Consider the following 25,209-nt stretch of genomic DNA (forward strand, 5'->3'; position numbering starts at 1 on the left):
GCAGATGCCGGACATGAAAAAGCCAGCCCTCGGGCTGGCTTTTATTTTCTGAGGTGGCAGGGCGCTACCGCCCTGCCCCCAGCTCATGGCACCTTGGCCTACCCCTTCTTGCCCAGCGGCAGACCCGCCCCCTGGGCACCGGCTTGCGGTTTGACGAAGACGGCGGCGGACCAGGCCCCCAGGGTGAGCTGACCGCTGCCAGCAGCCGCGCCATTGGCGATGCTGTTGCTACCGCGATGCTTGCCGCTCAACACCATGCCGGAGAGATCGATGGGTTGATCCTTGCCGTCACGCAAATCGCCGATGCTCTGGCTGGTGTTGGTGGCGTTGATCATCACCACCAGACCATCGATGGCAGGATCGAGATCCGCCCCGGCACCCGCACCATCATCCACCGACATCACGATGAGACCGGGGATCTGATCCGGCCCGGTGTTGCGGAAGTCGACCCGCTTGATCACCTCGGCACCGCTGCCAAGACGCAGCAGACGGGAGGATTGACGCAACTCGGCCAGCTCCTGGTAGAAGCTCACCATCTGCTGCATCTCGGCCGAGCCCGGCGTGGCGTGCTGGCCGAGCACCTGCTCGATCAACGGGTAGTTGTCGCCGTCTTTATCCTTGCGTGGCAAGCCCTTGTCGAAGTTGTTGTCGCCGAGGGTGTAATCGACTCTGTTGTACCAGTCACCGGAGTCGTAGCTGTCGCGCTCCATGGACTTGGAACGCAACAGTTCGCTGCCAGCGTGGGTGAAGGGAATGCCCTGCCCCAGCATGGCGGTCGCCAGCGACACCCCCTGCATCCGTACCAGATCGGCACCTTGTGGCGCCTTGTAGACCAGGTTGTCGAACAGGGATTGGTTGTCATGCTTGGAGACGTAGTTCTGAACTTCGGTCGGATCCTGGGCATAACCCGCAGCCTGACCGTTGTAGTCGATCTCCGCCCCCTTCTTCACCACGCCATCCTTGTCGGTCAGCACGAACGCCTTGAGGTTGCCGGCCATGCCCAGACGCACCAGATCGGACTGATGCAGGGCGGTGGCAAGCTCAACCCCGTCCAGCTCGTTGGCAGCCACGAAGGCGCCATTGCCGAAGCCCTGGGCTTTGCGAATGCCTTCACCGCCGTCGAACGGGCTGCCGCCGCGCACCGCGTCCCGCAACCGGTCGGAGAAGGAGCCGATACCGGTCCCGGCCAGGTGTTGCTGGGTGGCCTGCACGAAGCGCTTGTCGTTCTCCACCTCGCCGAAGTTCCAGCCCTCGCCGTAGAAGTACATCTCGGGGTTGACCTTCTTCACCTCCGCCAGGGCCTGCACCATCTGATCCTTGGGATGGTGACCCATCAAGTCGAAACGGAAGGCATCGATCTTGTAGTCCCGCGCCCAGGTCACCAGGGAGTCGTCGATCAGTTTGGCGAACATGGCGTGTTCCGGCGCCGTGTTGGAGCAGCAGGTGGAGTTCTCCACCGAGCCGGTCTCGGGATTGAGGCGCTGGTAGTACCAGGGCACTATCTTGTCGAGCACGGATTTCGAGCCCAGCCCCGCCTCGTTGGTGTGGTTGTAGACCACGTCCATCACCACGTTCATGCCGATGTTCTGCTTGATGGCCTGCACCATCTCGCGGAACTCCTTGATCCGGGTCGAGCCCTCGGCGTTGGTGGCGTAGGAGCCTTCCGGGGTGGTGTAGTGGTAGGGGTCATAACCCCAGTTGAAGGAGTCCACCCCGCGCAGATAACCGTAAAGCTCCTGCACCACAGGGTTCTCCTTGCTGTCGCTCATCTGCAGATCGCCAAGCACGGCCGCTATGGTCTGGCCGCCGCCGCAGTGGCTGGCAAACCTGGAGTTTTGCACCTCAGGGTTGACCTGACACAGTTTGCTGAAGTCATCCTGGAGGTTGGCAACCTTGGCCGGATCTTCGTCAATGGTGGCGATGTCGAACACCGGCAGCAGGTGCAGGTGGCTGACGCCGCTCTTGGCCAGGGATTTCAGGTGGGTGACGGGGACGCTGTCGCTGTCGGTCAGGCCGAGGAACTTGCCGCGGTGCTCGGCCGGAGTGGAGTCGTCGTTGCCGGTCAAGTCCCGGACATGGGCCTCATAGATGACGATGTCGGCGGGATTGACCTGACTGTGGGGGGCCTTGAGGCTATCCCAACCCACGGGTTTGAGGGCCGGATCGTCGAGATCCACCACCTGACTGAACTCGGAGTTCATGGCCAGGCTCAGGGAGTAGGGGTCGGTCACCTGATAGGATTCCAGCTTGCGGCTGAGGGGGTGATAGACCTCGATGGCATAGCGGTAGAACTTGCCCACCAGCTCGCTGCCACCCTGCAGGCTCCAGCTGCCGCTCGCCTCATCCAGCGTCATGGCGCGTTCGCCCAGAGGCTGGTGCTGCTCATCGAACAGCGCCAGCTTGACCGACTTGGCGGTCGGCGCCCAGAGCCGGAAGCTGACGCTGCCCCCTTCCGCTATGGCGCCGTAGGCCAGCTTGGTGGCGGCCTCGGCATAGACAGCATCCAGGGCGCCAGCGCTCTGTACCAGGGTCGCCGCTTGCAAGATCCCCTCCTGGTCGGTACCAATTGCCACCAACTCCCCCTTGAGCAAGGGCTTGAGGTCCTTACCGGTAGGCAAAGCGAACGCGGCGGCGTCCTTGAGGTGCGGATACTTGGCCTGCTGCGAGGCCGAGAGGCTGGTCGGGGTCAGCTTGAGGTAGGGGAAGTCAAACACCCCCTCGCCATTGGCGGTGATGGTGCCTGATTCCGTGTAGTAGAGACGCACATGGGGTTTGTCCTTGCCCCCTTGCCAGATCAGGGTATTGCCATCGATCAGATGGGCACTGGCCCCCGACACCCCGAAGGCGGCGTTGAACGCCTCGGCCCGGCTGCCATAGACATCCCCCTTGCCTGCCAGGATGGCGACGGTGCGATCCGGGTGATCCTGGAAGATCACCTTCATGTCGCTGCCCGTCAGGTTGCCGAGGGAACCATCCCGGGCGATAAAGTTGATGCAGCCTTCCAGCTTGTCGAGGGGCACCACCCAGGCCGGGCCGACGCTGTCGGCACTGGCTGGCGTCTTGCTCCCATCATCCCAGCTCGCATTCAGGCCGCTGGCGGCGGTGGCGCTGCAGGCATCGTTGTTCCACAGGTGCAGGCTGTAACTGGCGAAGGGGCCATCCACCCCGCGCGCCGCGGCAGACTGGGTGTCTACCAGGGCGATCACCGCCTCATTCGGTCCCGCTACCAGCAACTCCTTGGGAGGATCCATCTTGGGCAGCCGGGCGACCGGATCGGTGCCACTACCACTGTCGTTATCGGAGCCGCTGCCATTGCAGCCGGACAATAGGGTCAACAGTGAGGCTGTTACCAGCGCCACCTTGGTCTTTTTCATATCCATGTTTTTTATTATTCCCGCTGTGTGAGTCCCGACGGTCGAGACGTTCAGGCCCGGTCAGTGCCGAGCAGAACCATATTAATCAGCGGCCTGGGATGCAAACGTGAGCGGTTTTGCATAAAAGTCATACACTTTCAACAAGATAACGTTTTCATAACAGAAGTTGGATCGGGCTCACAGACCGGGGGACTATTTAGCCTCACAACTGGGACAAGGCGACAAGATTCAGAAAAACCAAATTAGGATCAAATAGATAGAGAGGGTATGCCATATGACAAGGATCGAGGAGCACGCCAGGCAGCTGGACAGGGAATATCAGGCCCTCAACCAGCTGTTTAACCAATTCTGCCAGCTGGCGGGGGCCCTGGCGGAGCAGTATCACTTCTTCAGCTGGCCCGATTATGAAGAGACACCGCCCCTGTGCCGAGCCTTCACCCTGCTGGGAGAGCCCCGCGAGTTGCGGCTGCGCTGCCAGCCCACCAAGCACCCTGCCCTCGACGGCCTGCTCCAGATCCTGGATGAGACCGGCACAGTCCATGCCAGCCTGAGTTTTCGCGCCGATGGTCAGCTGCAACTGGAATCGGGCCACTTGCTGGACGATCCACCCAAGCTGTTCCTCAAGCTGCTGCTGGGGGCCGTCTGGCAACACAGCGCCGTCGAGGAACACCACCCTCACCCCTAAGAGGGATCGTCAGATAACGATGGACACCCCCTGCTCGCCTCTGCACAAGGGGCTGATGAGCCCCCTCCCCCATGAGATCGCCCAAGAGCAAGAGGAGAGCACCGCCCCAGCCTGGAGCATCAGGCCTGTGCTATCTCGATGGTGAGATGCACCAGCTCCTCGTGGATGGCGAGTTGCTCGCGGATCTGCCGGGCCGGCACCGGATCCGCCATGGCCAGTGACAGCACCCCGGCATATTGCCCCTGACCAACTCGCCAGACGTGCAGATCGCGGATCTCGGCGCCGGGCAGGGTGGCGATAAGCTCGCGGATCTCCGCCACCAGGGGGGCATCCATCTCGGCATCCAGCAGTACCAGCCCGGTGTCGCGCAGCAGGCCCTTTGCCCAGACGGCCACCAGCACGGCGCCCACAATGCCCATCAGAGGATCCAGCCAGTCGGCGCCCCACAGCATGCCCCCCACCAGCGCGAAGATGGCCAGCACCGAAGTCGCCGCATCCGCCAGCACGTGCAGGTAAGCGGCACGCAGGTTCAGATCCTGATGGCCGTGATGATGATGATCCTGATGATGATCCTGATGATGATCGTGATGATGAACGTGATGATCGTGATGATCGTGATGATCGTGATGATCGTGATGATCGTGGCCATGGTGACGGTCATGATGGCCGTGGTGATGATCCTCCTTGAGCAACCAGGCACAGGCCAGGTTCACCAACAGACCGAGCAAGGCGATGGCGATCGCCTGTTGGTAGTGAATGGGGCTGGGATCCAGCAGCCGAGCCACCGACTCGAATAGCATCAAGCCCGCCACTCCCACCAGCAGCAGGGCACTGGTAAAGCCCCCCAGCACTTCGATCTTCCAGGTGCCGAAGCTGAAGCGATGATCCCGGGCGAAGTGGCGGGCGGCGCGATAGGCCAGCAGCGCCATGGAGTTGAATACCCAGCCACCGCTGATCTCCGCCACCATCATGATGAGAGTCAGCAGCACGGCCCAGCGGGTCTTCTGTTCGGCCAGGGGATTACCCTGATGCAAGACGGGTTGATGACACTGATGGGTAGCGACGGATGACATGGATTTCTCCTGCGGGCTTTGATGCAATATACTATACCCCAGTATAGTTTTTTTAGATCATCAGGATTTTCCATGTCACACACCATTCACGACAAGAAGAAGCTGCTGGCCCGGGTCAGACGCATCAAGGGGCAGACAGGTGCGCTGGAGAACGCCCTGGAGCAGGGGACCGACTGCACTGCCATCTTGCAGCAGATTGCCGCCATCCGCGGCGCCGTCAACGGCCTGATGCTGGAGGTACTGGAAGGGCATATGCGCGAACACCTCGGCGCCGAAGAGGCTACCCCGGCCGAGCGGCTGGAGGATCTGGATCAGGTGGTGCGGGTACTGCGCTCCTATCTGAAATAACGAGCCTCTCCCTGGGATACGGCCAACTTGGCAGCAGCATGATTTACCGCCGGTTTCAGGCTTGAGCCCTCGTCCGCTTTACGCCATGATGGCTGCCGATCATTGATCTCCGAATTCTGGATGCAACTTCGCAAGGATCCCCCATGTTTGAACACGTCGATGCCTACGCTGGCGACCCCATACTGACCCTGGTCGAGACCTTTCACAAAGACACCCGCGAGCAGAAGGTGAACCTGGGGATCGGCCTCTATTACGACGAGCAGGGCCGCATTCCGCTGCTGGCTTCCGTGCAGCAGGCCGAAGCCCAGCGGGCCGCCGCGCCGGCGCCGCGCCCCTATCAGCCAATGGAGGGTGCCGCCAACTACCGCAGCGCCGTACAGCATCTGCTGTTTGGCGCCGAACACGCCGCCGTCAAGGCGGGTCGTATCGCCACCATCCAGACCATAGGTGGTTCGGGCGCGCTGAAGATCGGCGCCGATCTGCTCAAGCGCTACTTCCCTGCCTCAGAGGTGTGGGTCAGCAATCCGACCTGGGACAACCACAAGGCGATGTTCGAGGGAGCCGGCATCAAGGTGCACGACTACCCCTACTATGACGAAACCAGTGGCGGTCTGAACTTCGGCGCCATGATCGACTGTCTGAGCGCGCTGCCCGCCAGGAGCATAGTGCTGCTGCACCCTTGCTGTCATAACCCGACCGGCGTGGACCTCTCCCGCGCCCAATGGGATCAGGTGATCGCCCTCATCGTGGATAAAGGGCTGATTCCCTTTATGGACATCGCCTATCAGGGTTTCGGTGACGGTCTGGAGGAAGATGCCTACGCCATCCGCGCCATGCTGAACGCAGGCGTCAGCTTCTTCGTCAGCAACTCGTTTTCCAAGAACCTCTCCTTCTACGGCGAGCGCTGTGGCGGCCTGTCCGTCATCTGCAAAGATGTGGAAGAGGCGAGTCGGGTACTGGGTCAGATGAAGGCGACCGTGCGTCGCAACTACTCCAGCCCGCCCACTCACGGCGGTCAAATCACCGCGGCGGTGATGAATCAGCCTGAGCTGCGCGCCCTCTGGCTCGATGAGGTGACCGAGATGCGCACCCGCATCAAGGCCATGCGCCAGAAGCTGTTTGAGGTGCTCAGCGCCAAACTGCCAGGCCGGGATCTCAGCTACTTCATCAGCCAGCGCGGCATGTTCAGCTATACCGGCCTGACCCCAAGCCAGGTCGATCGCCTGCGCGAGGAGTTCGCCGTCTATCTGGTGCGCTCGGGGCGCATGTGCGTGGCGGGGCTCAACAGCCGCAATGTGGAATATGTAGCCGACGCCTTCGCCGCCGTGCTCAAGGATTAAGATCCCGCGTATTCATTGCCGCTGACAATCCTCACGAAAGAGCCCCGCCATGGCGGGGCTCTTTCTATGGATGACGGCCTCCGCGCTCACCGCTCAGGGCAGCATTGCCCACAAGGCATGGGCGCCACCCAGCCAGCGCAGCAGGAAGAAGCCGCCCATGCCGATCACCACCACTGCCAGCGTCGGCAGCCGCAGCAGGGTCAGCAACGTCACCAGCACGGCGGCCAGCAGGTAATCCAGATCCCAGCTCAGCCCCGCCGCAGGCTCGTAGCTGAACACTATGGGCAACCAGATGGCCGTCAGCACCGACTGGGCGGAGAAGCTGAGGAAGGTGCCCATCTCCTCCCCCGGCTGATAGCGAGTCAGGCGGGAGAAAAAGGCAAAACGGTTGAAGAAGGTGATCATGGCCAGCAGGCCTATCATGAGCCAGCTCATTTCAATATCTCTCCCCATTGCCGCACAGCGACGCACTGTACAGCCCCTTTATGAAGCTCTTCATCGTCAATCCCTCGCCCGTTGCAACAGATAGCCCACCAGCATGCCCGCCAGGGAGGAGATGATGATGTACACCTCGGCAAACCAGTGCTTGGTGATGACAGCCAGACCGCCGCTGACCAGGGTGGCGGCCACCATGGGCACACTCTTCATGGCCGGGATCGTCATGGCAATAAAGGTGGCGGCGATGGCAAAGTCGAGGCCGAGTTGTTCCAACCCCTGAATGTATTGGCCAGCGGCGATGCCGACCAGGGTCGCCAGGTTCCAGAACAGGTAGAAGACCACCCCGGCCACCAGGGCATAGGCGGGATTGAATACCCCCTGATGCTCCCTGTCTTTGAGGGCCACCGCAAACATCTCATCGGTGAGAAAGAAGGCGAGCCCGACACGCCAGCGCAGCGGCAGCCCTATCACCTCGCGCCTGAAGGTAAAGCCATACAGGAAGTGCTGGGAGGTGATGACGAAGGTAGAGCCCAGGATAGGCAACAGAGGGGTTCCCGCCCCGATCAGGGTGCTGGCAGAGAGCTGGGCCGCCCCGGCGAATACCAGTAGTGACATCAGCTGTGCCTGCAGGGGGCTCAGCCCCACCTGCAGCGCCAGGGCGCCGCAGAGGATCCCCCAGGGCACCACGGACACCGAGAGCGGCAATATATCCAGACTGGCCCGCACCAGGAGCGGGCGGGAGAAGCGAGAGGCGCTGGCTGCGTGCTGCGCGGAATTGACGGCCATATCTGTATTCCACTGCATAAAAAGGAGCAAGCAAACTACCACAGTCAAGGGATGAACTCTAACCCGGCGGGCGTCATTCAAGCCATTGATACATCACCCGGCTTAGCCCCTGGCAGCACAGCTGGTTAAGGCTGCTCGCGCACTGCGTTCACGACGGTGACATATTTGAAGACACCCGGGCGCCATGACAGATATCTAGGCCGCCAGCGATGGCTGGTATAACGTCGCTTTAGCTGCTCCTATGAATAGGTGTGCCTGCCAGCGTTCATCAATCCGTCACCTTTGTGCACCATAAACAAACGAGCACGCGCCCCGTGACCCTCTTTACAAACTCGTAAATAGCTTCTTTATTAATCTTATATAAAACAATATATTGATATTTAACGACCTTTTTCATCCATTACCCGAAAAAAGACAAGTGGTTAAGCCTGGGGACAGGTAAATAATTAAAGAATGCCCTCCTAAAAATTACCGATACTTGATGACCTAACCTCACTTCCATCATGAGAGCCTGATATGCAACAAGATACTAACCCCGAACTGGAACGCCGCTTGTTTAACAAGCTGTTGGATGTGCTTATCAAGGCTGGTCTGATCCTGGCGCTGGTCATCACCTGCTACGGTATTTTTTCCCCCTTCCTGACCCTGATGTTATGGGCCCTGATCCTGGCAGTCACCCTCTACCCCTTCCACCAGAAGCTGGCGGCGCGACTGGGTAACCGCCAGGGGCGGGCAGCCACCCTGCTGGTGCTGTGCGGCATAGTCCTGATCGTGGGGCCAACGGCGGTACTGACCAGCTCCCTGGCCGATACCATCACGGGTTTCGTCCATGACATGAAGGCCAACAGCCTGGTGATCCCCATGCCCGCTGAATCCGTGGGCACCTGGCCCATCGTCGGCAAAAAGGTCTACGCCGTCTGGCATCAGGCTGCGACCGATCTGCCCGCCTTTATTCAGAGCATGCAGCCCAAGATAGGTAACCTGGCCAAGACAGCCCTCGGCATGGTGGCCAGCATGGGCACCGGCATGCTCCAGTTTATCCTCTCCTTCGCGGTCGCTGGCATCATCATGGCCTACGGCTTGCCGGGTCAACGGAGCGCGCGCGCCATCTCGGCCCGCATCATGGGTGAGCATCGTGGTGACGAATTCGCCACCCTCTGCACCGCGACCATACGCGCCGTGGCACAAGGGGTCATCGGGGTCGCCTTCATCCAGGCCATCTTGCTCGGTCTCTCGGTCGCCATCGCCGGTATTCCAGCCCCTGGCGTGATTGCGCTGATTGCGCTGATCCTGGGCATTGCCCAGATCCCGGCCGCCGTCATCTTCATTCCCTGCGTCATTTATATCTGGAGCAGCGGCGACTACGCGACTGCCCCAGCCGTTGCCTACACAGTGCTGCTGGTGATCTCAGGTCTGGCCGACAACGTGCTCAAGCCTCTGCTGCTCGGTCGCGGCGTCGATGCGCCCATGCCGATCATTCTGTTGGGCGCCCTGGGTGGCATGGTGTCAAGCGGCATACTCGGCATGTTCGTCGGGGCTGCCCTGCTCGCCATCGGCTACCAGATCTTCATGACCTGGGTAGCAGGGGATCATCTCACTCCGCTGAGCCGCAACACCCAGGAGACAGAGCAGCAAGATGCCCCCTGAACCATCATCAGCCAACACAGATAGCATCAGTTACCGCAGGGCGCCCTTAGGGGTCGCCCTGTTCGGTAGTCTATTGCTGAGTGCTTGTACCACCCTCGGGCCCGACTATGTCAGGCCCGAGGGTGGTCCCGTTAGCCAGTGGCAGGGAGGATCCCTCGGCCAGACCCAGGCCCAAAAATCAGCTGTAGCGCTTGATGAGTGGTGGACCCAGCTTCAGGATCCCGTGCTCAATAGCCTGGTACAGGAGGCCCTGACCAAGAACCCTAATGTGCGGATCGCAGGCCTGCGCATTCTGGAAGCCAGGGCACAACTTGGCATCGCCGATGCCAGTCGTTATCCCCAGCTGCAACAGGTGAGCGGCAGCGCCCTGCAGACAGGGCAGGTGCGGGACGGACCCGACAGTCACTTCATGAGCTATGGCCTGGGTGCCAATCTCGGCTGGGAGATCGACTTCTGGGGTAAATTCCAGCGCAGCATAGAGGCGGCCGACGCCAGCTACTTCTCGACCCTCGCGCAATATGATGATGTGCAGGTGTTGATGGCGGCCCAGGTGGCCAGCCTCTATGTCAACATCCGCACCCTGGAGTCGCGCCTGCAGATCTCCCGGGACAACGCCCAGTTGCAAAAGCGCAGCCTGGAGATCACCGAGAAGCTGTTCAAGAGCGGCAACAGCGATGAGCTGGACGTACAGCAGGCCAAGACCCAATACCTGAGTACGCTCTCCGGTATTCCCTCCCTTGAGGCCAGTCTGCGTCAGGGGCAAAACGCCCTGAGCACCCTGCTGGCCCGCGCCCCCGGTCCCCTGCCGGAGATGAGTGCCGACATTGGCATCATCCCTCACGCCAAACTTACCTTGGCGGCAGACTTGCCAGCGGATCTTATCCGCCGCAGACCGGATGTGCGCAGTGCTGAGCGGCTGATGGCGGCACAATCCGCCCTGATAGGCGTGAGCGAGGCGGAGCTCTACCCCTCCCTCACCCTGCTCGGTTCGGTCGGCCTGTCGGCCACCTCCTTGTCGGGCAGCAGCTCTACCCTGGACTGGGGCATAGGTCCCAGTTTCAAGTGGAATGTGTTTGACCATGGCCTGCTCAGCAATGCGGTGCTGGTGCAAGATGCCCGCTTCCAGCAGCTCAAGGAGAGCTACCAGAATACCCTGCTCGGCGCCGCGCGCGAGATCGACGATGCCGCCATAGGGTTTGCCAAGAATGAAGAGCAGATAGCGCTGCTTGAGCAGACCGAGCAGGCTGCCCGCCGCTCCCTCGACATCGCCAATATCCGTTACCGGGAAGGCATGGCGGACTTCCAGCGGGTGCTCGACTCCCAGCGGGCCCTGTTCAGCCAGCAAGAGCGTCTGGTCAGCAGCCGCGGCAATGTGATGCTCAGCCTGATCTCCCTCTACAAGGCAATGGGGGGAGGTTGGCAGCAAGGGCGAAATCGTCCACTGCTCGATGCACAGAGCCAGCAAGAGATGCAATCGCGCAGTGATTGGGGTCCATTGTTGACCGATCCGCTGCCCACTGCCGATGCCCCCTAACAAGATGACGAGAAGACCATGAGCCAAGATACCCCCATGCCCCCCGCCAATCCGCCAGCGTCGCCGCCCAGCCCTCAGCCGGGCAAGGGGAGCCGTATCGGCACCCTGCTGCTGCTTGCTCTGATCGCCATCAGCCTGCTGTGGTACTTCACCGCCGATCGTCTGACCCCTTATAGCTCCCAGGCCAGGGTGCAGGCCTTCGTGGTGCCCATCGCCGCCCAGGTCTCGGGTCAGGTGCAGCAGGTACTGGTGCAGAACAACCAGGATGTCGCGCTCGGTCAGCCGCTGTTCGAGATAGATCCCAGTCAGTATCAGATAGCCCTGCAGAGGGCCAAATCCGACTACGATTCGGTGTCGCGCTCGGTCAATGCGGCGGGGGCCGGTGTCATTGCCGCCGAAGCCTCCTTGCAGGCCGCCAAGGCCAATCGCCTCAAGGCCGAGCAAGACGCCAATCGCCAGGAGCGGCTCTATGCCGAGGATCCCGGAGCCATCTCGGTACGTCGCCTCGAAGTGACCCGCGCCACTCGGGTGCAGGCCCAGAGTCAGGTCAAGGCCGCCGAAGCCAGCCTGATCCAGGCCAAGGAAGCCGCCGGCAACAGTGGCGACAACAACTCCCAGCTCATCAGCGCCCGCTCCGCCATCGAAAAAGCAGAGCTGGATCTCAGTCACACCCGGGTGCTGGCCCCCTCCCGCGGCCTGGTCACCGACCTGCGCACCGATGCCGGTCAGTTCACCTCGGCCGGCACCCCGGCCATGACGCTCATCGCCATCCATGACGTCTGGATCAGCGCCGACATGACGGAGAACAACCTGGGTAATCTGGCTCCCGGCAATGAGGTAGCCATAGTGCTGGACGTCATGCCGGGCCGGGTATTCAAGGGCAAGATCCGCAGTCTGGGCAACGGGGTCAGTTCGGGTTCGCAGAGTGCGGCTGGCAGTCTGCCCACGGTGGAAAACAGCCGTGACTGGCTACGCCAGGCTCAGCGTTTCCCGGTCGCCATCGAGTTTGAAAAAGATGAGCTCAAGGATATTCAAGGGATCCGGGTCGGCGGCCAGGCCGAAGTGCTGGTATACAGCGGCGACAACTGGCTGATGAATGGCCTGGGGGTATGCTTCATCAAGTTGATGAGCCTGCTCTCCTACCTCTATTGAGCGGCGAACGAATGCGATACGGAGCGACACCCTGATGCACAGGGCCGACAAAGCAGTACTGCGACTCACGTTGGGCATGGGCCTCAGTGTCATGGTGACCTACGGCCTGGCCCTGCCTCAGCCTCACTTGAGTTGTCTGGTGGTGATACTGCTGCTGTGCAAACCGGGCCCTCCTCTGCCCCTGCTCAAGGGGTTGCTGATGGGAGGGGTGCTCATGGTGCTGATGGCCAGCGGCGTGCTGATGGTTCCCCTGCTTGAACACTATGGGGTCAGCGCCCTGCTGCTGATTGCCCTGATACTGTTTGGCCTCTTCTACTCCGGTCTCAAGAGCGGCAACCCCTTGCTGACGCTACTGGTCATCACCTTCACCCTGATCCCGGTAGCCGGGGTGGCGGATCAGGCCCTCGCCTTCATGGTGATCCAGGCGCTGGCAACCGGGGTCATGCTGGGGGCCTTCATCGGCACCGTCTCTCACAATCTGTTTCCCGATGAACCGAATCAGGGGGCCAAGCCTGGCTACCTCAGCCCGGAGAACGCAGGCTGGGTCGCACTGCGGGCCGTCATCATAGTGCTGCCGGTCCTGGTGTTGGCGCTGCAAGACCCCTCCCACTATCTGGCCGCCATCATGAAGACGGTCGCCCTTAGCCAGCAGGCCTGTACCACCAATGCCCGCAATGCAGGCAAGGAGCTGATAGGCTCGACCCTGGCCGGCGCCCTGGTCGCCGCCATTGCCTGGTCCGGGCTCGCACTCTGGCCCAATCTGTGGATGCTGATGCTATGGATCATGGCCACCAGCCTCTGGCTCGGCGTGCGACTATTCAGGATAAGAATGAGCCGGGTTGCCCCCTCCTTCTGGAGCAACGCCTTGATGACCATGATGATACTGCTGGGCCCGGCCATTCAGGACAGCGCCAACGGCAAGGATGTACTGCAGGCATCCCTGTTCAGACTGGGCCTTTTCCTGCTCGTCGCCTGCTACGCCTGGGGGGCGGTCTGGGTACTTGAGCGCTGGCGCGCGAGCAGGCGATCCCCACAGACACTCAACCACGAGACAATGCCATGATCTTGATGAACCTGCTGGTGGGCTTGCCCACCATGCTCATTTGCCTCTCGTTGCAAGCCACAGTGACCTTCTGGGCCGTGCGCTTCTATATCAACCAGGTTCACAGCAACACCAATCCGGGTTGGCTGGGGCGTGGTGTCGGCCCCCTGCTGGTTGTCATGGTGTTGCTGATGCTGGGTAATTTCATCCAGATCACGCTCTGGGGCACCTTGTTCCTGACCCTGGGGGAATTTACCCAGCTCTATGACGCCATCTACCACTCCGGGGTCAACTTCACCTCTCTCGGCTATGGCGACATAGTGATGAGTCATCACTGGAAGATGCTGGGCCCGCTCGAAGCCGCCAATGGCGTGCTGATGTTTGGCATGACGGGGGCCGCGCTGATGGCCGTGCTGCAGGCGTTGATAAAGGCCCAGATAAGAGACAAGCTCAAACTGGATTGAGACGACCAGCACCCCAATAAAAACGGCAGGCCAATGGCCTGCCGTTTTTATTCATCCTGCCCCTCAGGGGTTGATGATAATGGGGGTGCCCGGTTCGATGGCGCTCCACACCTCATCCATGTCCTTGTTGAGCATGGCGATGCAACCATTGGTCCAGTTGGACGGCTGCAAGCTGGAGCCATTGCCGTTGCGCTGGCCGTGGATCATGATCATGCCACCCGGCCTGACGCCCAACTCGTTGGCCGTCTTGATATCGTCCAGACTCGGGTAGTTGATGTGGATGGCACGATAGAAGTTCGAGTCACTCTTCTTGTAATCCAGGGTATAGCGCCCCTCGGGGGTACGCTGATCCCCTTCTCGCTGCTTGTGTCCCCTGGGGGCTGGTCCCAGGGCTATCCAGTAGCGTTTCAACTCCTTGCCATCCTTCATCAGGCTCAGGCTATAGGAGGACTTGTTCACGACGACCATGTCGGCACTCATGCCCAGACTGGCGAAACTCAACGCGGGCCACAGGCCCAGCACACATAATATTACGGCTCTCATTCCATCCCTCGACGAGCCTCTGTTGCGGGCTCTTGACAGTACATCATCTGAATACCAGCGCTGGCTGGCGTGCGTCATCATATTGGATCGCCATCAATACTCAATATACCCAGAGAAACATATCAGGCGCCATAATGAGTGCCAGATTGGAAACCATAATCAAATCAGATGGGTAGCCAGGAGATATCGCCAGTGGGTCCGGCGACCTACCCGCAGATGGATGCAAGGCCGACCGGAGGAGCAAGGGTGCCAGTGGCCTGTGCACCTGAAGGTGTGCAGAGGATCCCAAGGGCGGGCATGGGCAGAGGAAGAGTCTGGCAATACGGATGCATTGGTCGATCAGGTCAGATAAGAAACATGCACTTTGTTCCCTCCTTGGCGGCTGACCCCAGATGAAAGCGCTGTGCCCCCGAGGGACACAGCACTTTGGCTCAATCAAACAACACCGTGACTGGCAGTCCCTCGACCAGCAAACCCTGAGGCAGCTTTTCATCCAGTGACAAGGCGACTTTGAGTGTCGCCTTCTCCCCCTCGAACGGGGCGGCCAGTTGAGCCGGCAACTTGTCGGCCAGCTCTACCGGTCTGGCAACCCTGGCTGTAAAACGCTCTCCGCTTGGCAACTTGACGATCGCCTTGTGGCCCGTCTCCATCGAGGAGAGGTATTTTGGCAACACATACGCGATGACCAGGGGATCCTCATGCTTGGAGATCAGAGCAAGCGGTGCGCCCGAAAAGACCCAGTCACCCTCTTGCACCAGCACATCGGAAACTCTTCCCGTTGCCGGAGCCTGGGGCTGTTGCTGCCTTGCCGTGGCTTCCATCTCCGTTAGCTCCTGCTCCAGAGAGTGGCGAGCGCTGGCCAATGGCCCCGTCAGGTGATCCTCTTGGATCTGCAACTCTTGCAGCGTCTTTTCTGACCTGGCCTTCTGCAGAAAAATGCGCGATTGAGTCCAACTCAACAGAGAGCTGGCATACTCGGCACTGGAGACCAGTTTTTCCTTCCTGTAGTTCGCATACTCCTTGTAAATCCCCTCCTGCTCACGGGTGCCCCGATCGGCGATGGCGATCTGCTCATCCAGGTTGTGCAATATCGCCTGCTCGGCACTCCCCTTGTCCAGTTCGATCGCTTTCAGCCGGGCCTTGCGCCCTTCGATGTTGGCCATGAGCGTCGGTGACTCGAACCGCATCAATGTATCCCCTTGCAAGACGGACTGGCCGGGAGACATATAGATGCTGCGGATGAAACCATCACCATTGGCGACCACCAGCTGGGGCTCGGTAGTGATGATGGCTGGCGCCTGGGTCAGCCACCACTCTCGTCCCAGATACCAGAGCAGTATGATAACGGGGCTGAATGCCAGCAGCAGGATGAGATACCAGCGCAGCCGAAATGCGATGCGCTTGGCGGGGGCATACAACACCCGGATCCCTTCATCCGAGGTGGCATCCCGTTTCTTGGGGGGATTGAACGTGACTTTCATCAGAATTTGTTTCCTCGTTTTAATACCCACCAAGGCGCCATACTGCTCTCTTCATGACCGCGTCGGAATATTTCATTGAGCAGAGCCACGGCGCACCACAGGCGCATCAGCAGGGTATAGACAGGGTACAGACACAACCATGGCAGCATGCGCAGATCCCTGTTGGGCCGCTCGGATATGGCGAGCAGAAATACCAGAAAATTGACCAGGGTGAGGAACAGATAGACCAGATAGAGACATAGCATCAAGGCTGTCACAAACTGGCCCGGATAGCTGAACACCAGCCACCAGCTGTATCCCATGACCAGCAGGGGCAGCACCACGTTTTGCGCCACCCCATAGACCAGGGTGAACAGGAAGGTCTTCCATCCCAAGATGCGTGGCGTCAGCGACAACTTGTGCTTGCGCAGGTAAAGAAACAGCAGATCCCCATCCCAGCGCAGACGCTGGTTTGCCAGAGTCATCAGATCCGCAGGTGCATCCGTGTGACCTATGGCCCTGGGGGCGAACCCTATCTTCAGGTTGGGGTGACGCTTGAGGTAGTGCTTGATCCGCACCGTCAGATCCAGATCCTCCGCCGTGTGGGTATCCCAACCACCAATCTGGCGCAGGAAGTCGCGGCGAAATGCCCCGAACGCCCCCGAAATATTATTGATCAGGTTCCATTCGCTCAGACCCGTCTTGCCTCCCTGCATGGAGATCATGTACTCGATCCCTTGCATGCGGGTGAGCAGGCCATCGCGCAAGTTACGCACCCTCAACGCACCGCCGACGGCCGGCACATCCGGATCATCGAAACAGGCCACCATCTCGTCGATCATGTTGTTGTCGAAGGAGGTGTCCCCGTCGGCATTCATCACTATCTCGCCGGTTGCCGCAGACAAGCCGGCATTGAGCGTCGATACCCGCCCACCACGCTGCCACTTGGGCAACAGCACCAAGGTACGCGTCTCGCATCCCTGAAATGCGGCGATGCAGTTCAAGGCCGCCTGATAGGTATGAGCGTTGGCCTTGGCACCATCGATCACCGCGATAATCTCCAGATGACCGCGATAAAGCTGCTCCTTGAGGGTCAGGATGGTGGACCGGATCGCCTCCCCCTCCCCATAGCAGGTGATGATGCAGGAGACCTTGGGACAACGACGTGACAACGGCAGATCGGAGGCTTTGGGCACCTGACGGGCAAACCATTTGAGGATCCCGGTCAGCGTCAATGCCATCAGGGGCACCTCCATCAACAGCAGCATGGGCAGCAGCAGCAGGATCATCCTGGGTGAAAATTGCAGGCTACCCAGGATCTCGGTCAGGATGTAACGGATAGTACTCATCCACTCAGGCATCCGGGAGGCTCCCATCCAACCAGTGGCTCAGCCAGACGCCAGTCTCTTCACCCAGGGCGGTAGGCAGCGACTGCACCTTCACATTCAGGGTCAGCGCATCCAGTCCTTCGACGTTGTTGAGCGCAAGGATCCGTCCTTGCAGGATCTGCCAATCCTCCACACTGGTGTGCGGCAACAGCAGCAACAGCTGATCGTCGGCATATTGGCACACCACATCGGTATCCCGGAACAGTGCCTGCAGACGGGCCAGCAAGGCAGCCAACCGCTGCTGGGTTTTCAACAGGCCCAACTTGGCGCGCAGCTCAGCAAGATGTTCGACCCGGATTGCCAGCAGGGTATGGTGACCGCCATGGCGCTGCAGCAGGCTGTTGCTCCACTGCAACAGCCAGGGGAAATGATCCATTGCCATGGGCGTCCCCCAGGTCAGGGGAATATGTAACTGCTGGGTACCCTCGCGGGCTATATGGCGAGCCAATTTGCCGATGCGATACTCATAAATGGGCGCCACCACCAGATCGTCTGGCTTGTGGGCCTGGCCACATTCATGACATCGCGCCAGAACGGCGGCCTCCATAAAACGGGCATGGCAAGAGAGGCAGCGGTACTTCTCCAGTGGCCGATCATAGTCGACCCCGATGTGACGCAGGGTTGTCACGCACTTGGGACAACGCATGACACCCTGCTGCATGAAGGCATCCTGATCATCCACATGGCCACAGGTGAAACAGTGCACCGCTGGCTTGGCCTGAATGGCGATATGGGAGCACTCCGGGCACACATCGACGAAATTGAGATGAGCCGAGTTGCAGCTGTTGCACAAGCGCACCCGATCAACCAGTTGCTCATGTTGCAACAACCGTTCGGAAACCAGTTGTGGTAAGGATGCCCCGGCATCGGCTCCCAACAAGCAATCCAGCAGCGGATAGCTGTATCCCTGACGACAACCGGCCTGCCAGCGTGGCAGCAGGCGAAACCACGCACGGGGCCAGCTGTACCAGGCCAGCTTTTCCATGTCATCCGGATGCTCACGCGGCGTCAGCAGCGCCAAACGTTCCAGCATGTCGGGCACCCGCTCATCCAGCTGTGGCATAAGACCATCCGCCAGCATGGGAGAGAGCGGACTCTGCAATACGCAGAACACGGGATAGAGGTAGCGGGAAGGATCCCGGCGAACCGCCTGCAGCACCCGGTCTTGCTCATCGGCAGGCAGATTGAGCAGCAGCACAGGTTGCCGTGCCGGATCCCACAAGGAGAGATCGAGGAGAGACTGGGTAACACGATCCACCGTGCCTCCCAGCAGCGCAATCTGGCCGGGTTGTTCACTCATGATCATCATTGGGAAATACCCTCTTTCCATTCGCTGGCATATTAGAGACCAAGTCAATAAACGGAACGACCTGTTGGCTGTCACCATCAAGGCCAGGGCAATACCGCTGGTATGGGTATTACCCTGGCCGGTGCAGCATCGGCAGGATTGTCAACGTTCTCGACAGATAGCATGAAACAGGCGGACGCACTGGAAGGGTTGAGAGCTGACGCCATTTTCATGTGCGGCTCAGCCATCTCGAGGACAAGAGATCTGAAGCTTTCCGAACCCGATTCACATCGGGGGTGGCGAGGTGGCCGATTTTGAGTCTGGCTGGGAATTAGTCAATGGGACGGGGCAATCTCCCTGCCATGACCCCGGATAGAGAGAGGGGGTTTATTTTCAGGATGAAGAAATTGCCCCTCGCCACAATACAGTGCCATGACTGGGGATATTGGAGTTGCCCTCTCAAAATGCATCCCATTGAACAAATAGTTTGTTATAACAATTAACAACTTACAGTAAAAGCATTGCGACAGGAATAGTCGCAATGCCGATGTCAGCGCATGTCATCAAGGCCGGGCAGGTAGCGCAATGAGAAGAACCAGCGCTGGCTGCCGCAGCGAGTGGGGGCCGCCCAGAGTGCCCGTTGCTGTTGTTCAGGCAAAGGCTCGGCCTGAAAGGTACCGCTCTCACCTTGCTGGACAAACAGCTCATGAACCAGACCCGCCACTCGCCCCTCACAGGGTTCGAGGGCACTCAGGTAGAGCCCTCGCTCTGCGGGGCTCAAGACCCCGGTACCACTGCCATCCTGCACCATCAGATCCACCCCCTGGTCTGCCAGGCGAGTCAGCAGTTCCCGATAAGCTTGCGGACTCATCTTGCCCGTAAAGAAGCTGCTGATATAAACGGGGGCTGTGCTTAGTTCGCGCAACCCCTTGACCGAGCGAGCCAGATGCTGAGCCAGCAACTGCTGGCGCTGGGGGTCGCGCCAATTGAGATCATCCAACTCGGCCGGCAGATACCAGCCGGCGATGCGATCCTTGCCAAGGCGCTCTTGCCACACCTTGGCCAGGGCCAGATTGCGGCTCTCCTGCTGCCCGAGATAACCCGTGAGCAGACCGCCACTCTGATCCTGACGTTGGAAGAACTCAGGGTCCGAGTAGAGCCCCAGGATCAGAGTTAAACCTGCTGCCTGGGCACGCTGTAGCCGGGCCGCCAACCAGTCGCTCTGTTCAGGCTGCTCGAAGGCATCACCATAGCGGGTCCACTGCACCACCAGGGTATCGAAGCCATGCTGTTTCACCTTGGCCACTATCTGATCCCAACGGGCTTCGCTCAGAGCGGCATCCCGCAGCTGGGGTTGATAGAAAATGCCCTGGCTGGCCTGGGCTGGCAGCACCATCCACATCAGGAGCAGCGTCATACCCTTTATCAATTGCCTCATTACCACCTCACTCCCATGGTCATCATCAGGGTGCCCTTGTCATACTCCTCGCCGGTCTCTAACTCTTTCAGGTCTTGATCACTCTTCAACCGCCGTTGGTACTCGAGCCCCAGACTCAGCTTGTGGGGCCAGGCGTCATATGTCGTCTCCCCAAACCAGTGATTCCAGCGCACACCAACCCCGCCCATCAGCAGCTTGTAGTCATCAGAGCCCGAGGAGAACTCCTGGATACTGCCATCGTCATCTTTGACATAATCCTTGTCGGGACTCTTGTCATTCCAATACAGGCGCCCTTGCAGGTGAGCGTAAGGCTCGATGGTATCCCCCCAACGGATCTTGTGGTGATAGCTGAGCCGGTAGTCGGCCACCAGACTGGTCTGTTGTGAGCGCAGATAGCGGGCCCCATCCAGATAGAGATTCTGGGCCCACCAGCCGCTCTCCCCCAGATGCCATTCGTCGCTGTATTGACCCTCGTTGAGGAAGGAGGCACTGGCCCGGAGCAGGGTGTCATGCTCGCCCCCCTGGCTGCGGTTGAGCGGCAGCAACTCTTCGGCCGCCAGGAAGAGGGTCTGGTCACCCAGCGGCTTCCAGCGCAGCCCCACCCCCAGAGTGGGATCCCGGAAGTCGAGCGGATTACTATTGCTCTCCTCTACATAGGTAACATTCTCCCCGCCATCCTCATCGGGGTGGTAGAGCCGCTGACTCTGGCTGCTGCCATAGAGACGGCCATAGACGGAGAGAATCTTGCCATTGCGAATGGGCTCCTCGCCGAGCCGGTACTCCACCTCGGTCTGGGCATAACTCTGGGCCACGCTGTTGGCGCCAATGCCGCTCACCGTACCCTGACCGTTCCCCGTCCAGGCATCGAAACTCATGGTCCAGCGCCGGCCCAGATCCTCGTGCAACCGCCTCAGGTCATACCGCAGTTGCGCCGATTGCTCGCCGTCGATCGCCTTGGCCGCATAGTCCCGCGCCTTCTGGTTATGAGCCAGCGACTGGTTGATGTAGGTCAGCTGCTCGGCAAGTTCGGTGTCTCCGGGCCGGTAGAGCGGCTCCAGCCAGTCACTGGCTGCCTGCCGCTCATCGTTGTTGAGCAAGGCATAGCCATAGGCGAGCTGGTATTCCCTGTTGTCTGGTTCGAGTCGATTGGCCGCCCGCAACGCATCACGGGCCTGGGGCCTGTGGCCGAGCTGCTGCTGATGTTGGGCCAGCTCGGCATAGTCTTGCGCCGCGGGCGCCAGGGCGATGGCCCGACCCAGGCTGGCAATGGCTTGCTCATCTTGCTGGGTACGGGCCAGGGCGCGCCAGTAATCGGCATCCTGGGGCAAACCAGCCTGCTGGTACTGGTTCAGCCATTGCCGTGCCTGAGGCAGATCCCCTGCCTCCAGCGCCGAGCGAATCGCGGCCATCTGCTCCTGCTCATCCCGGGCCAGTGTCACTTGCTGCCAAGCCTGCAGCGCCGCATCAACATGGCGGTTTTCATAGGCTTGATAGGCAAGCTGACGCCTGTCCTGGGGCAAACCGAAGCTGGCCGCCCGGGCGAAGGCATATTCGGCCAGCCCTGGTTTACTCTGGCGATAACAACTACCGAGGGCACGCCAGCTGTCGGCATCATAATCAGCGCTGAGATCCCCCAGCACCCGCACCACCCCATCGCACTGACCCGACTGGGCGAGCAGAGTCGCTTGCAGGCTGCGCAAGGCCGGGGTCGGCAGTGGGTCAGACAGGCGTGCGGGCAGTGCAGGCGCCCCAGCCTGCCCCTGCAGCAGGGTCAGACGCCTGATCAGGGTCTCTCGCCCGGCCTGGCTGGCGCCCCTATAGGGCCAGTAATCGATGAGCAGGGCACGACTCGCCGCCAGTTGACCCCGCTGTTGCAGCTGGTAGCTCACCCGCTCCAGGGCGGCCATGGGCTGGCGCGCCTCACGCACCAGTTTGCGCCCATCTCGCGCCAATTTATCCCACTGCCGCTGATGCAGGGCCAGCTCAAACCCAAGTTCGGCGCTGGCTTGCCCTGGCGACTTGGCGAGCAGATGTTCCATCTCCTGCCAACGCCCCTCACGTCGCAGGACCGGCAGCATCAAGCCGATATAAAAATCCTGATTTTCAGTAAATTGCAGAGTCTGATCGCTCTTGAGGGTGCCGTTATTGGCGGCCAACTGCAGCCATTCACGCTCCTGGGCTGCACGCGCAAAATTCGGCGTGCGGGCCTGCTGATAATGGGTCAGCGCCTCTTTATTGCCCCCCTTGCCAAGGGCCAGGGCGATGGCAAGGTCGAGTTCGCCATCCTGCATGGGCAGCCGGCGACGCAGGGCGACGGCCTGCTCTACCTTCCCCTCGGTCAGCAGCATGGTGACCCACTGCTTCTGCTCACCCTGACCCAGCTTGCCTGCCCGATCGAGCCAGGCAAACTGCTCTGCGGCCAGAGGCCACTCTTGCTCCCCCAAGGCGCGTTGCAACAAGTCATGACGCAGACTCAACCCCTGGGGACTGTTGGCCAGTTCCGCCTCTTGCAGCGCAGCCGCCAATCCGTTCAAGTCATCGCCGAGCAAGGATCGCTCGGCACGGGCCACCTTGCATTCGAGCAGGCCACAGGCCGGATCCAGTGGATCCTTGCGCTGCAACCCCTCGGCGAAGGCGAGCAACTCGCTATCTTGCGGGGTGATGGCCAGCTGCTGCGCTATCACTGCCGCGGCTTGTTTATCCTGACCAAATTTTTCGTAGGCTCGCGCCAGGTAGAGGGCAATCACGGGATTCTTGGGCTGCAGCTTGCGGGCTTGCTCGAACTCGGCGATAGCACGCTCACGATGGCCCCGCTCCAGGGCAGAGAAGCCCTTCTGCAGATGGGGATAGAGCACGAAGCGCTGATAGCTGCTGACATCGGGCCCCAGATCGTAGTCGACCTGGGCCGCCAAGGCCCCCTGACCCAGCAAGATGCCACATAAGGCAAAGACAACAGGGCGCATCAGACAACTTCCTTCTGGTAGTGACACAGTAACTGATCGTCGATGCCAGCCTCTCGCAGCAGCTCAGCCAGATCGTGCTGATACACCTGTTGCAAGGCCTGAGCCTGGCTCAACACCGGCTCGCTGATCACCTCTTGTTCGACCAGGAAATGGGCCAGGGTGGCCTCACTGCGCTCATGCCGCAGCAACAGGGAGCGCAGCGCAGCCTCGTCGATGTGACCGAGGGAGATAAGGATCTCGGGCAGCATGACCTGGCTCGCCAGATAGCGGGTCCAGATCTCGCCAAGCTGAGCGTCGTCAAGCAAGCCATCGGCCAGCACTTTTTGCAGCAACCGCTTAGGATCCTGACGCTGGCCACGCACGTACCAGCGCCGCAGCCCCACCGTCACCTCACCCTTGCAGGCGATCACATAGGAAACCGGAGACTTGAGCTTGCGGGACAGGGCGCCGAGGGAAACCGGGTCGAGATAGGTCTCGCAGGCGAGGATCAAGACACCGTGCTCGATACGCAGCGGCAAGACACTGTAGTGCACCGCAACGTTGGGGGAGACCTTCTGCAGCAGGCTTTTGGGCAGGGCATAGGCATCCACATGCTCCCAGGCCACCCCGCTCTGCTCGGCCACCCCGGCAGCCAGCTGCTCGCTGTCTATCCAACCCTGGTGTACCAAGCTGCTGCCCAGACGCAGGCCGGGTTCGCGGTTCAACAGCGCCTGTTCCAGCTGGACCTGGCTCAAGACTCCCTGGCTCACCAGTATCTGACCCAGGGGACGACGGGCGCGGTTCTCTTCTCCCAGGCTTGGGAAATCATGGGTGGTCTTGTCCCAGGCGACCCGGCGTGGGTCCCCCTGGGCGATGATCTGGGAGAGGGCACGCCAGTTCGCCATGAAGTTGATGATGTTGCCCCAAAACAGCCGGGGTAAGGACATCAGCCCCTGCATCAATCCGTAGTAGCGGGTCACAAAGATGAGGCGCTGCAACATGCGATTCAGCATCAGGAACATATTGATCCAGAGCAGGGTCACCAGCCAGCTGTCGCCCTCGAAGATCGAGAGGAAATAGTAGGGATCGGGCGCCAGCCACTGATACAGGATCAGCGCCAGCAGCTGCAGCAGGATCAGGCTGGCGGAGAAGCTGAGGAAGTTGGTCAGCGCCCCCTTGCGATCCCGCCACAGGAAGTAGTTGAGCCGCCAGTTGCTGCTCCACTTGTGGGTTTTGAACCCCTGATAGACGATGCCGATGATCCAGCGAGACTTTTGGCGCACCGCCGTCTGGAAGGTATCGGGAAAATATTCGCGCACGCAGATGACATTGGTGTCCCGCTCGTGCATCCCGAATCGCCACCGCTGATTCGGGGTGCTCCTGGCTTCCCGGATCACCGGGAAGCGGACGAACACCTCCTCCATTCCCTTCTCCTTGAGGCGAAAGCCGATGTCATAATCTTCGGTCAGGCTCTGCACATCGAAGGCGATACCGTCACCATCTTCCAGCAGGGCTATGATGGCGCGGCGGCTAAAGCAGGTGCCGACCCCGGCACTCGGCACCTGCCCCGAGACGGCCTCACGCACCGGCACATCCTTGCTGTGCAGTTCCGCGAACTCGTCCAGATAGTGGAGGCTGGTGAAGTTGTACCAGGGACGCTCGAAGGGGTAGACGGGGATCTGGATCAGATCCTTGCGCTCCACCAGATAATTGAACAGCCGCAACTCCATGTCGGAGATGACATCCTCGGCATCGTGCAGGATAAAACCGGCAAACGACAGGTTGGCCTTGCGCTCAAACTGGAAGATGGCATCGAGCACATTGTTGAGGCAATCCGCCTTGCTGGTCGGGCCGGGACGAGCACAGACCACCTTGTGCACGTTGGGGAAGCGGGCACAGACCTCATCCACGTCCTTCTGGGTATCGGGATCATTGGGATAGGTGCCGACGAAAATCTGGTAGTTTTCGTAATCAAAGCGCGTCGCGGCCAGCTCAGCCATCTGGCCGATGACGCCGGTTTCGTGCCAGGCAGGCACCATGATGGCCAGCGGCTGCTCCTCCCGCTCGTAGAGTGCCTGATACTCCAGCCGATCGTGGCGACGATAGACAGTCAAGCGGCGCCAGCTGGTGCGCAGCCAGTAGATGATGTCGATGAAGAGATCATCCACCCCGCTTATCAACATGGCGACAGCCACCACTATGGCGATCAGTTTCAGACCATAGAGATAGGTGGCAAAACCATCAACCAACCAAAATTCCGGCATCAT

Annotated in this window: 18 protein-coding genes and 1 pseudogene; 8 read left to right on the top strand and 11 right to left on the bottom strand. The window is 60.3% G+C overall.

Translation table 11 applies throughout. The features are described 5' to 3' along the window. Positions 1 to 104: 104 nt before the first annotated feature. A pseudogene (pulA, locus tag BN1130_RS20235) lies at positions 105 to 3,380 on the bottom strand (pullulanase-type alpha-1,6-glucosidase); the annotation flags it as partial. Between the two features lie 268 nt (positions 3,381 to 3,648). Between pulA and BN1130_RS20240 the strand changes: the two are divergent. Continuing rightward, positions 3,649 to 4,059 (top strand): hypothetical protein, encoded by a 411-nt coding sequence (locus BN1130_RS20240; RefSeq protein WP_042044241.1) that lies wholly within the window; start codon positions 3,649 to 3,651, stop codon positions 4,057 to 4,059. A 119-nt stretch (positions 4,060 to 4,178) separates the two neighbouring features. On the opposite strand, the gene BN1130_RS20245 is transcribed toward BN1130_RS20240, so the two are convergent. Further along, a complete protein-coding gene (locus BN1130_RS20245; RefSeq protein WP_042044243.1) occupies positions 4,179 to 5,132 on the bottom strand; it encodes a cation diffusion facilitator family transporter in 954 nt (317 codons plus the stop codon). A gap of 72 nt (positions 5,133 to 5,204) precedes the next feature. Between BN1130_RS20245 and BN1130_RS20250 the strand changes: the two genes are divergently transcribed. After that, a complete protein-coding gene (locus BN1130_RS20250) occupies positions 5,205 to 5,480 on the top strand; it encodes a metal/formaldehyde-sensitive transcriptional repressor (RefSeq protein ID WP_042044244.1) in 276 nt (91 codons plus the stop codon). Positions 5,481 to 5,623: 143 nt separating this feature from the next. Further along, positions 5,624 to 6,820: an amino acid aminotransferase gene (locus BN1130_RS20255; protein ID WP_042044245.1), complete on the top strand. Its 1,197-nt coding sequence runs from the start codon at positions 5,624 to 5,626 to the stop codon at positions 6,818 to 6,820. A 93-nt stretch (positions 6,821 to 6,913) separates the two neighbouring features. On the opposite strand, the gene BN1130_RS20260 is transcribed toward BN1130_RS20255, so the two are convergent. Further along, on the bottom strand, positions 6,914 to 7,255 hold the full coding sequence (locus BN1130_RS20260) for an AzlD domain-containing protein (RefSeq protein ID WP_042044246.1): 342 nt from the start codon (positions 7,253 to 7,255) through the stop codon (positions 6,914 to 6,916). 66 nt (positions 7,256 to 7,321) lie between these two features. Beyond that, positions 7,322 to 8,044 carry an AzlC family ABC transporter permease gene (locus tag BN1130_RS20265; RefSeq protein ID WP_042044247.1) on the bottom strand — a complete coding sequence of 241 codons (723 nt, stop codon included), beginning with the start codon at positions 8,042 to 8,044 and terminating at the stop codon, positions 7,322 to 7,324. A 516-nt stretch (positions 8,045 to 8,560) separates the two neighbouring features. Here BN1130_RS20265 and BN1130_RS20270 point away from each other — a divergent pair. Genes BN1130_RS20270 through BN1130_RS20290 form a run of 5 tightly spaced genes read left to right on the top strand, consistent with a single transcriptional unit; the run spans position 8,561 to position 13,883 of the window. Continuing rightward, positions 8,561 to 9,691: an AI-2E family transporter gene (locus tag BN1130_RS20270; RefSeq protein ID WP_042044248.1), complete on the top strand. Its 1,131-nt coding sequence runs from the start codon at positions 8,561 to 8,563 to the stop codon at positions 9,689 to 9,691. Beyond that, the gene (locus tag BN1130_RS20275) at positions 9,681 to 11,225 is read left to right on the top strand and encodes an efflux transporter outer membrane subunit (protein WP_052448275.1); all 1,545 of its coding nucleotides are present in this window, start codon (positions 9,681 to 9,683) and stop codon (positions 11,223 to 11,225) included. The genes BN1130_RS20270 and BN1130_RS20275 overlap by 11 nt, the downstream gene beginning before the upstream one ends. Before the next feature lie 18 nt (positions 11,226 to 11,243). Then, entirely contained in the window at positions 11,244 to 12,377 is a 1,134-nt protein-coding gene (locus tag BN1130_RS20280; RefSeq protein ID WP_042044249.1) for an HlyD family secretion protein, read from the top strand. Positions 12,378 to 12,411: 34 nt separating this feature from the next. Next, a complete protein-coding gene (locus tag BN1130_RS20285; protein ID WP_042044250.1) occupies positions 12,412 to 13,440 on the top strand; it encodes a DUF2955 domain-containing protein in 1,029 nt (342 codons plus the stop codon). After that, entirely contained in the window at positions 13,437 to 13,883 is a 447-nt protein-coding gene (locus BN1130_RS20290; RefSeq protein WP_084218275.1) for an ion channel, read from the top strand. Before BN1130_RS20285 ends, BN1130_RS20290 begins: the two co-directional genes overlap by 4 nt. Before the next feature lie 63 nt (positions 13,884 to 13,946). Here BN1130_RS20290 and BN1130_RS20295 read toward each other — a convergent pair whose 3' ends face one another. The 7 genes from BN1130_RS20295 to nfrB all read right to left on the bottom strand — a co-directional run bounded on the left by BN1130_RS20295 (position 13,947) and on the right by nfrB (position 25,209). Next, positions 13,947 to 14,426, bottom strand: a complete 480-nt coding sequence (locus tag BN1130_RS20295) for a L,D-transpeptidase family protein (RefSeq protein ID WP_042044251.1) — start codon at positions 14,424 to 14,426, stop codon at positions 13,947 to 13,949. A 431-nt stretch (positions 14,427 to 14,857) separates the two neighbouring features. After that, positions 14,858 to 15,907, bottom strand: a complete 1,050-nt coding sequence (locus BN1130_RS20300) for an HlyD family secretion protein (RefSeq protein ID WP_042044252.1) — start codon at positions 15,905 to 15,907, stop codon at positions 14,858 to 14,860. Further along, entirely contained in the window at positions 15,907 to 17,247 is a 1,341-nt protein-coding gene (locus BN1130_RS20305) for a glycosyltransferase family 2 protein (protein WP_042044253.1), read from the bottom strand. The genes BN1130_RS20300 and BN1130_RS20305 overlap by 1 nt, the downstream gene beginning before the upstream one ends. Continuing rightward, positions 17,240 to 18,583: a TackOD1 domain-containing metal-binding protein gene (locus BN1130_RS20310; RefSeq protein ID WP_042044254.1), complete on the bottom strand. Its 1,344-nt coding sequence runs from the start codon at positions 18,581 to 18,583 to the stop codon at positions 17,240 to 17,242. Before BN1130_RS20310 ends, BN1130_RS20305 begins: the two co-directional genes overlap by 8 nt. 529 nt (positions 18,584 to 19,112) lie before the next feature. After that, positions 19,113 to 20,000 carry a DUF4434 domain-containing protein gene (locus BN1130_RS20315; RefSeq protein WP_084218276.1) on the bottom strand — a complete coding sequence of 296 codons (888 nt, stop codon included), beginning with the start codon at positions 19,998 to 20,000 and terminating at the stop codon, positions 19,113 to 19,115. Further along, on the bottom strand, positions 20,000 to 22,963 hold the full coding sequence (locus BN1130_RS20320; RefSeq protein WP_042044255.1) for an NfrA family protein: 2,964 nt from the start codon (positions 22,961 to 22,963) through the stop codon (positions 20,000 to 20,002). Before BN1130_RS20320 ends, BN1130_RS20315 begins: the two co-directional genes overlap by 1 nt. After that, positions 22,963 to 25,209, bottom strand: a complete 2,247-nt coding sequence (nfrB, locus tag BN1130_RS20325; RefSeq protein WP_232302087.1) for a cyclic di-3',5'-guanylate-activated glycosyltransferase NfrB — start codon at positions 25,207 to 25,209, stop codon at positions 22,963 to 22,965. The genes BN1130_RS20320 and nfrB overlap by 1 nt, the downstream gene beginning before the upstream one ends.

Origin of the sequence: Aeromonas rivuli (assembly GCF_000820045.1) — a bacterium.
Taxonomy (GTDB): domain Bacteria; phylum Pseudomonadota; class Gammaproteobacteria; order Enterobacterales; family Aeromonadaceae; genus Aeromonas; species Aeromonas rivuli.

Coding starts and splice junctions, on each gene's coding strand:
- BN1130_RS20290 (WP_084218275.1), top strand. CDS start 13,437: ATGATCTTGATGAACCTGCTGGTGGGCTTGCCCACCATGCTCATTTGC.
- BN1130_RS20255 (WP_042044245.1), top strand. CDS start 5,624: ATGTTTGAACACGTCGATGCCTACGCTGGCGACCCCATACTGACCCTG.
- BN1130_RS20315 (WP_084218276.1), bottom strand. CDS start 20,000: ATGAGGCAATTGATAAAGGGTATGACGCTGCTCCTGATGTGGATGGTG.
- BN1130_RS20305 (WP_042044253.1), bottom strand. CDS start 17,247: ATGCCTGAGTGGATGAGTACTATCCGTTACATCCTGACCGAGATCCTG.
- BN1130_RS20245 (WP_042044243.1), bottom strand. CDS start 5,132: ATGTCATCCGTCGCTACCCATCAGTGTCATCAACCCGTCTTGCATCAG.
- BN1130_RS20240 (WP_042044241.1), top strand. CDS start 3,649: ATGACAAGGATCGAGGAGCACGCCAGGCAGCTGGACAGGGAATATCAG.
- BN1130_RS20310 (WP_042044254.1), bottom strand. CDS start 18,583: ATGATGATCATGAGTGAACAACCCGGCCAGATTGCGCTGCTGGGAGGC.
- BN1130_RS20260 (WP_042044246.1), bottom strand. CDS start 7,255: ATGAGCTGGCTCATGATAGGCCTGCTGGCCATGATCACCTTCTTCAAC.
- BN1130_RS20280 (WP_042044249.1), top strand. CDS start 11,244: ATGAGCCAAGATACCCCCATGCCCCCCGCCAATCCGCCAGCGTCGCCG.
- BN1130_RS20250 (WP_042044244.1), top strand. CDS start 5,205: ATGTCACACACCATTCACGACAAGAAGAAGCTGCTGGCCCGGGTCAGA.
- BN1130_RS20285 (WP_042044250.1), top strand. CDS start 12,412: ATGCACAGGGCCGACAAAGCAGTACTGCGACTCACGTTGGGCATGGGC.
- BN1130_RS20320 (WP_042044255.1), bottom strand. CDS start 22,963: ATGCGCCCTGTTGTCTTTGCCTTATGTGGCATCTTGCTGGGTCAGGGG.
- nfrB (WP_232302087.1), bottom strand. CDS start 25,209: ATGATGCCGGAATTTTGGTTGGTTGATGGTTTTGCCACCTATCTCTAT.
- BN1130_RS20275 (WP_052448275.1), top strand. CDS start 9,681: ATGCCCCCTGAACCATCATCAGCCAACACAGATAGCATCAGTTACCGC.
- BN1130_RS20265 (WP_042044247.1), bottom strand. CDS start 8,044: ATGGCCGTCAATTCCGCGCAGCACGCAGCCAGCGCCTCTCGCTTCTCC.
- BN1130_RS20300 (WP_042044252.1), bottom strand. CDS start 15,907: ATGAAAGTCACGTTCAATCCCCCCAAGAAACGGGATGCCACCTCGGAT.
- BN1130_RS20295 (WP_042044251.1), bottom strand. CDS start 14,426: ATGAGAGCCGTAATATTATGTGTGCTGGGCCTGTGGCCCGCGTTGAGT.
- BN1130_RS20270 (WP_042044248.1), top strand. CDS start 8,561: ATGCAACAAGATACTAACCCCGAACTGGAACGCCGCTTGTTTAACAAG.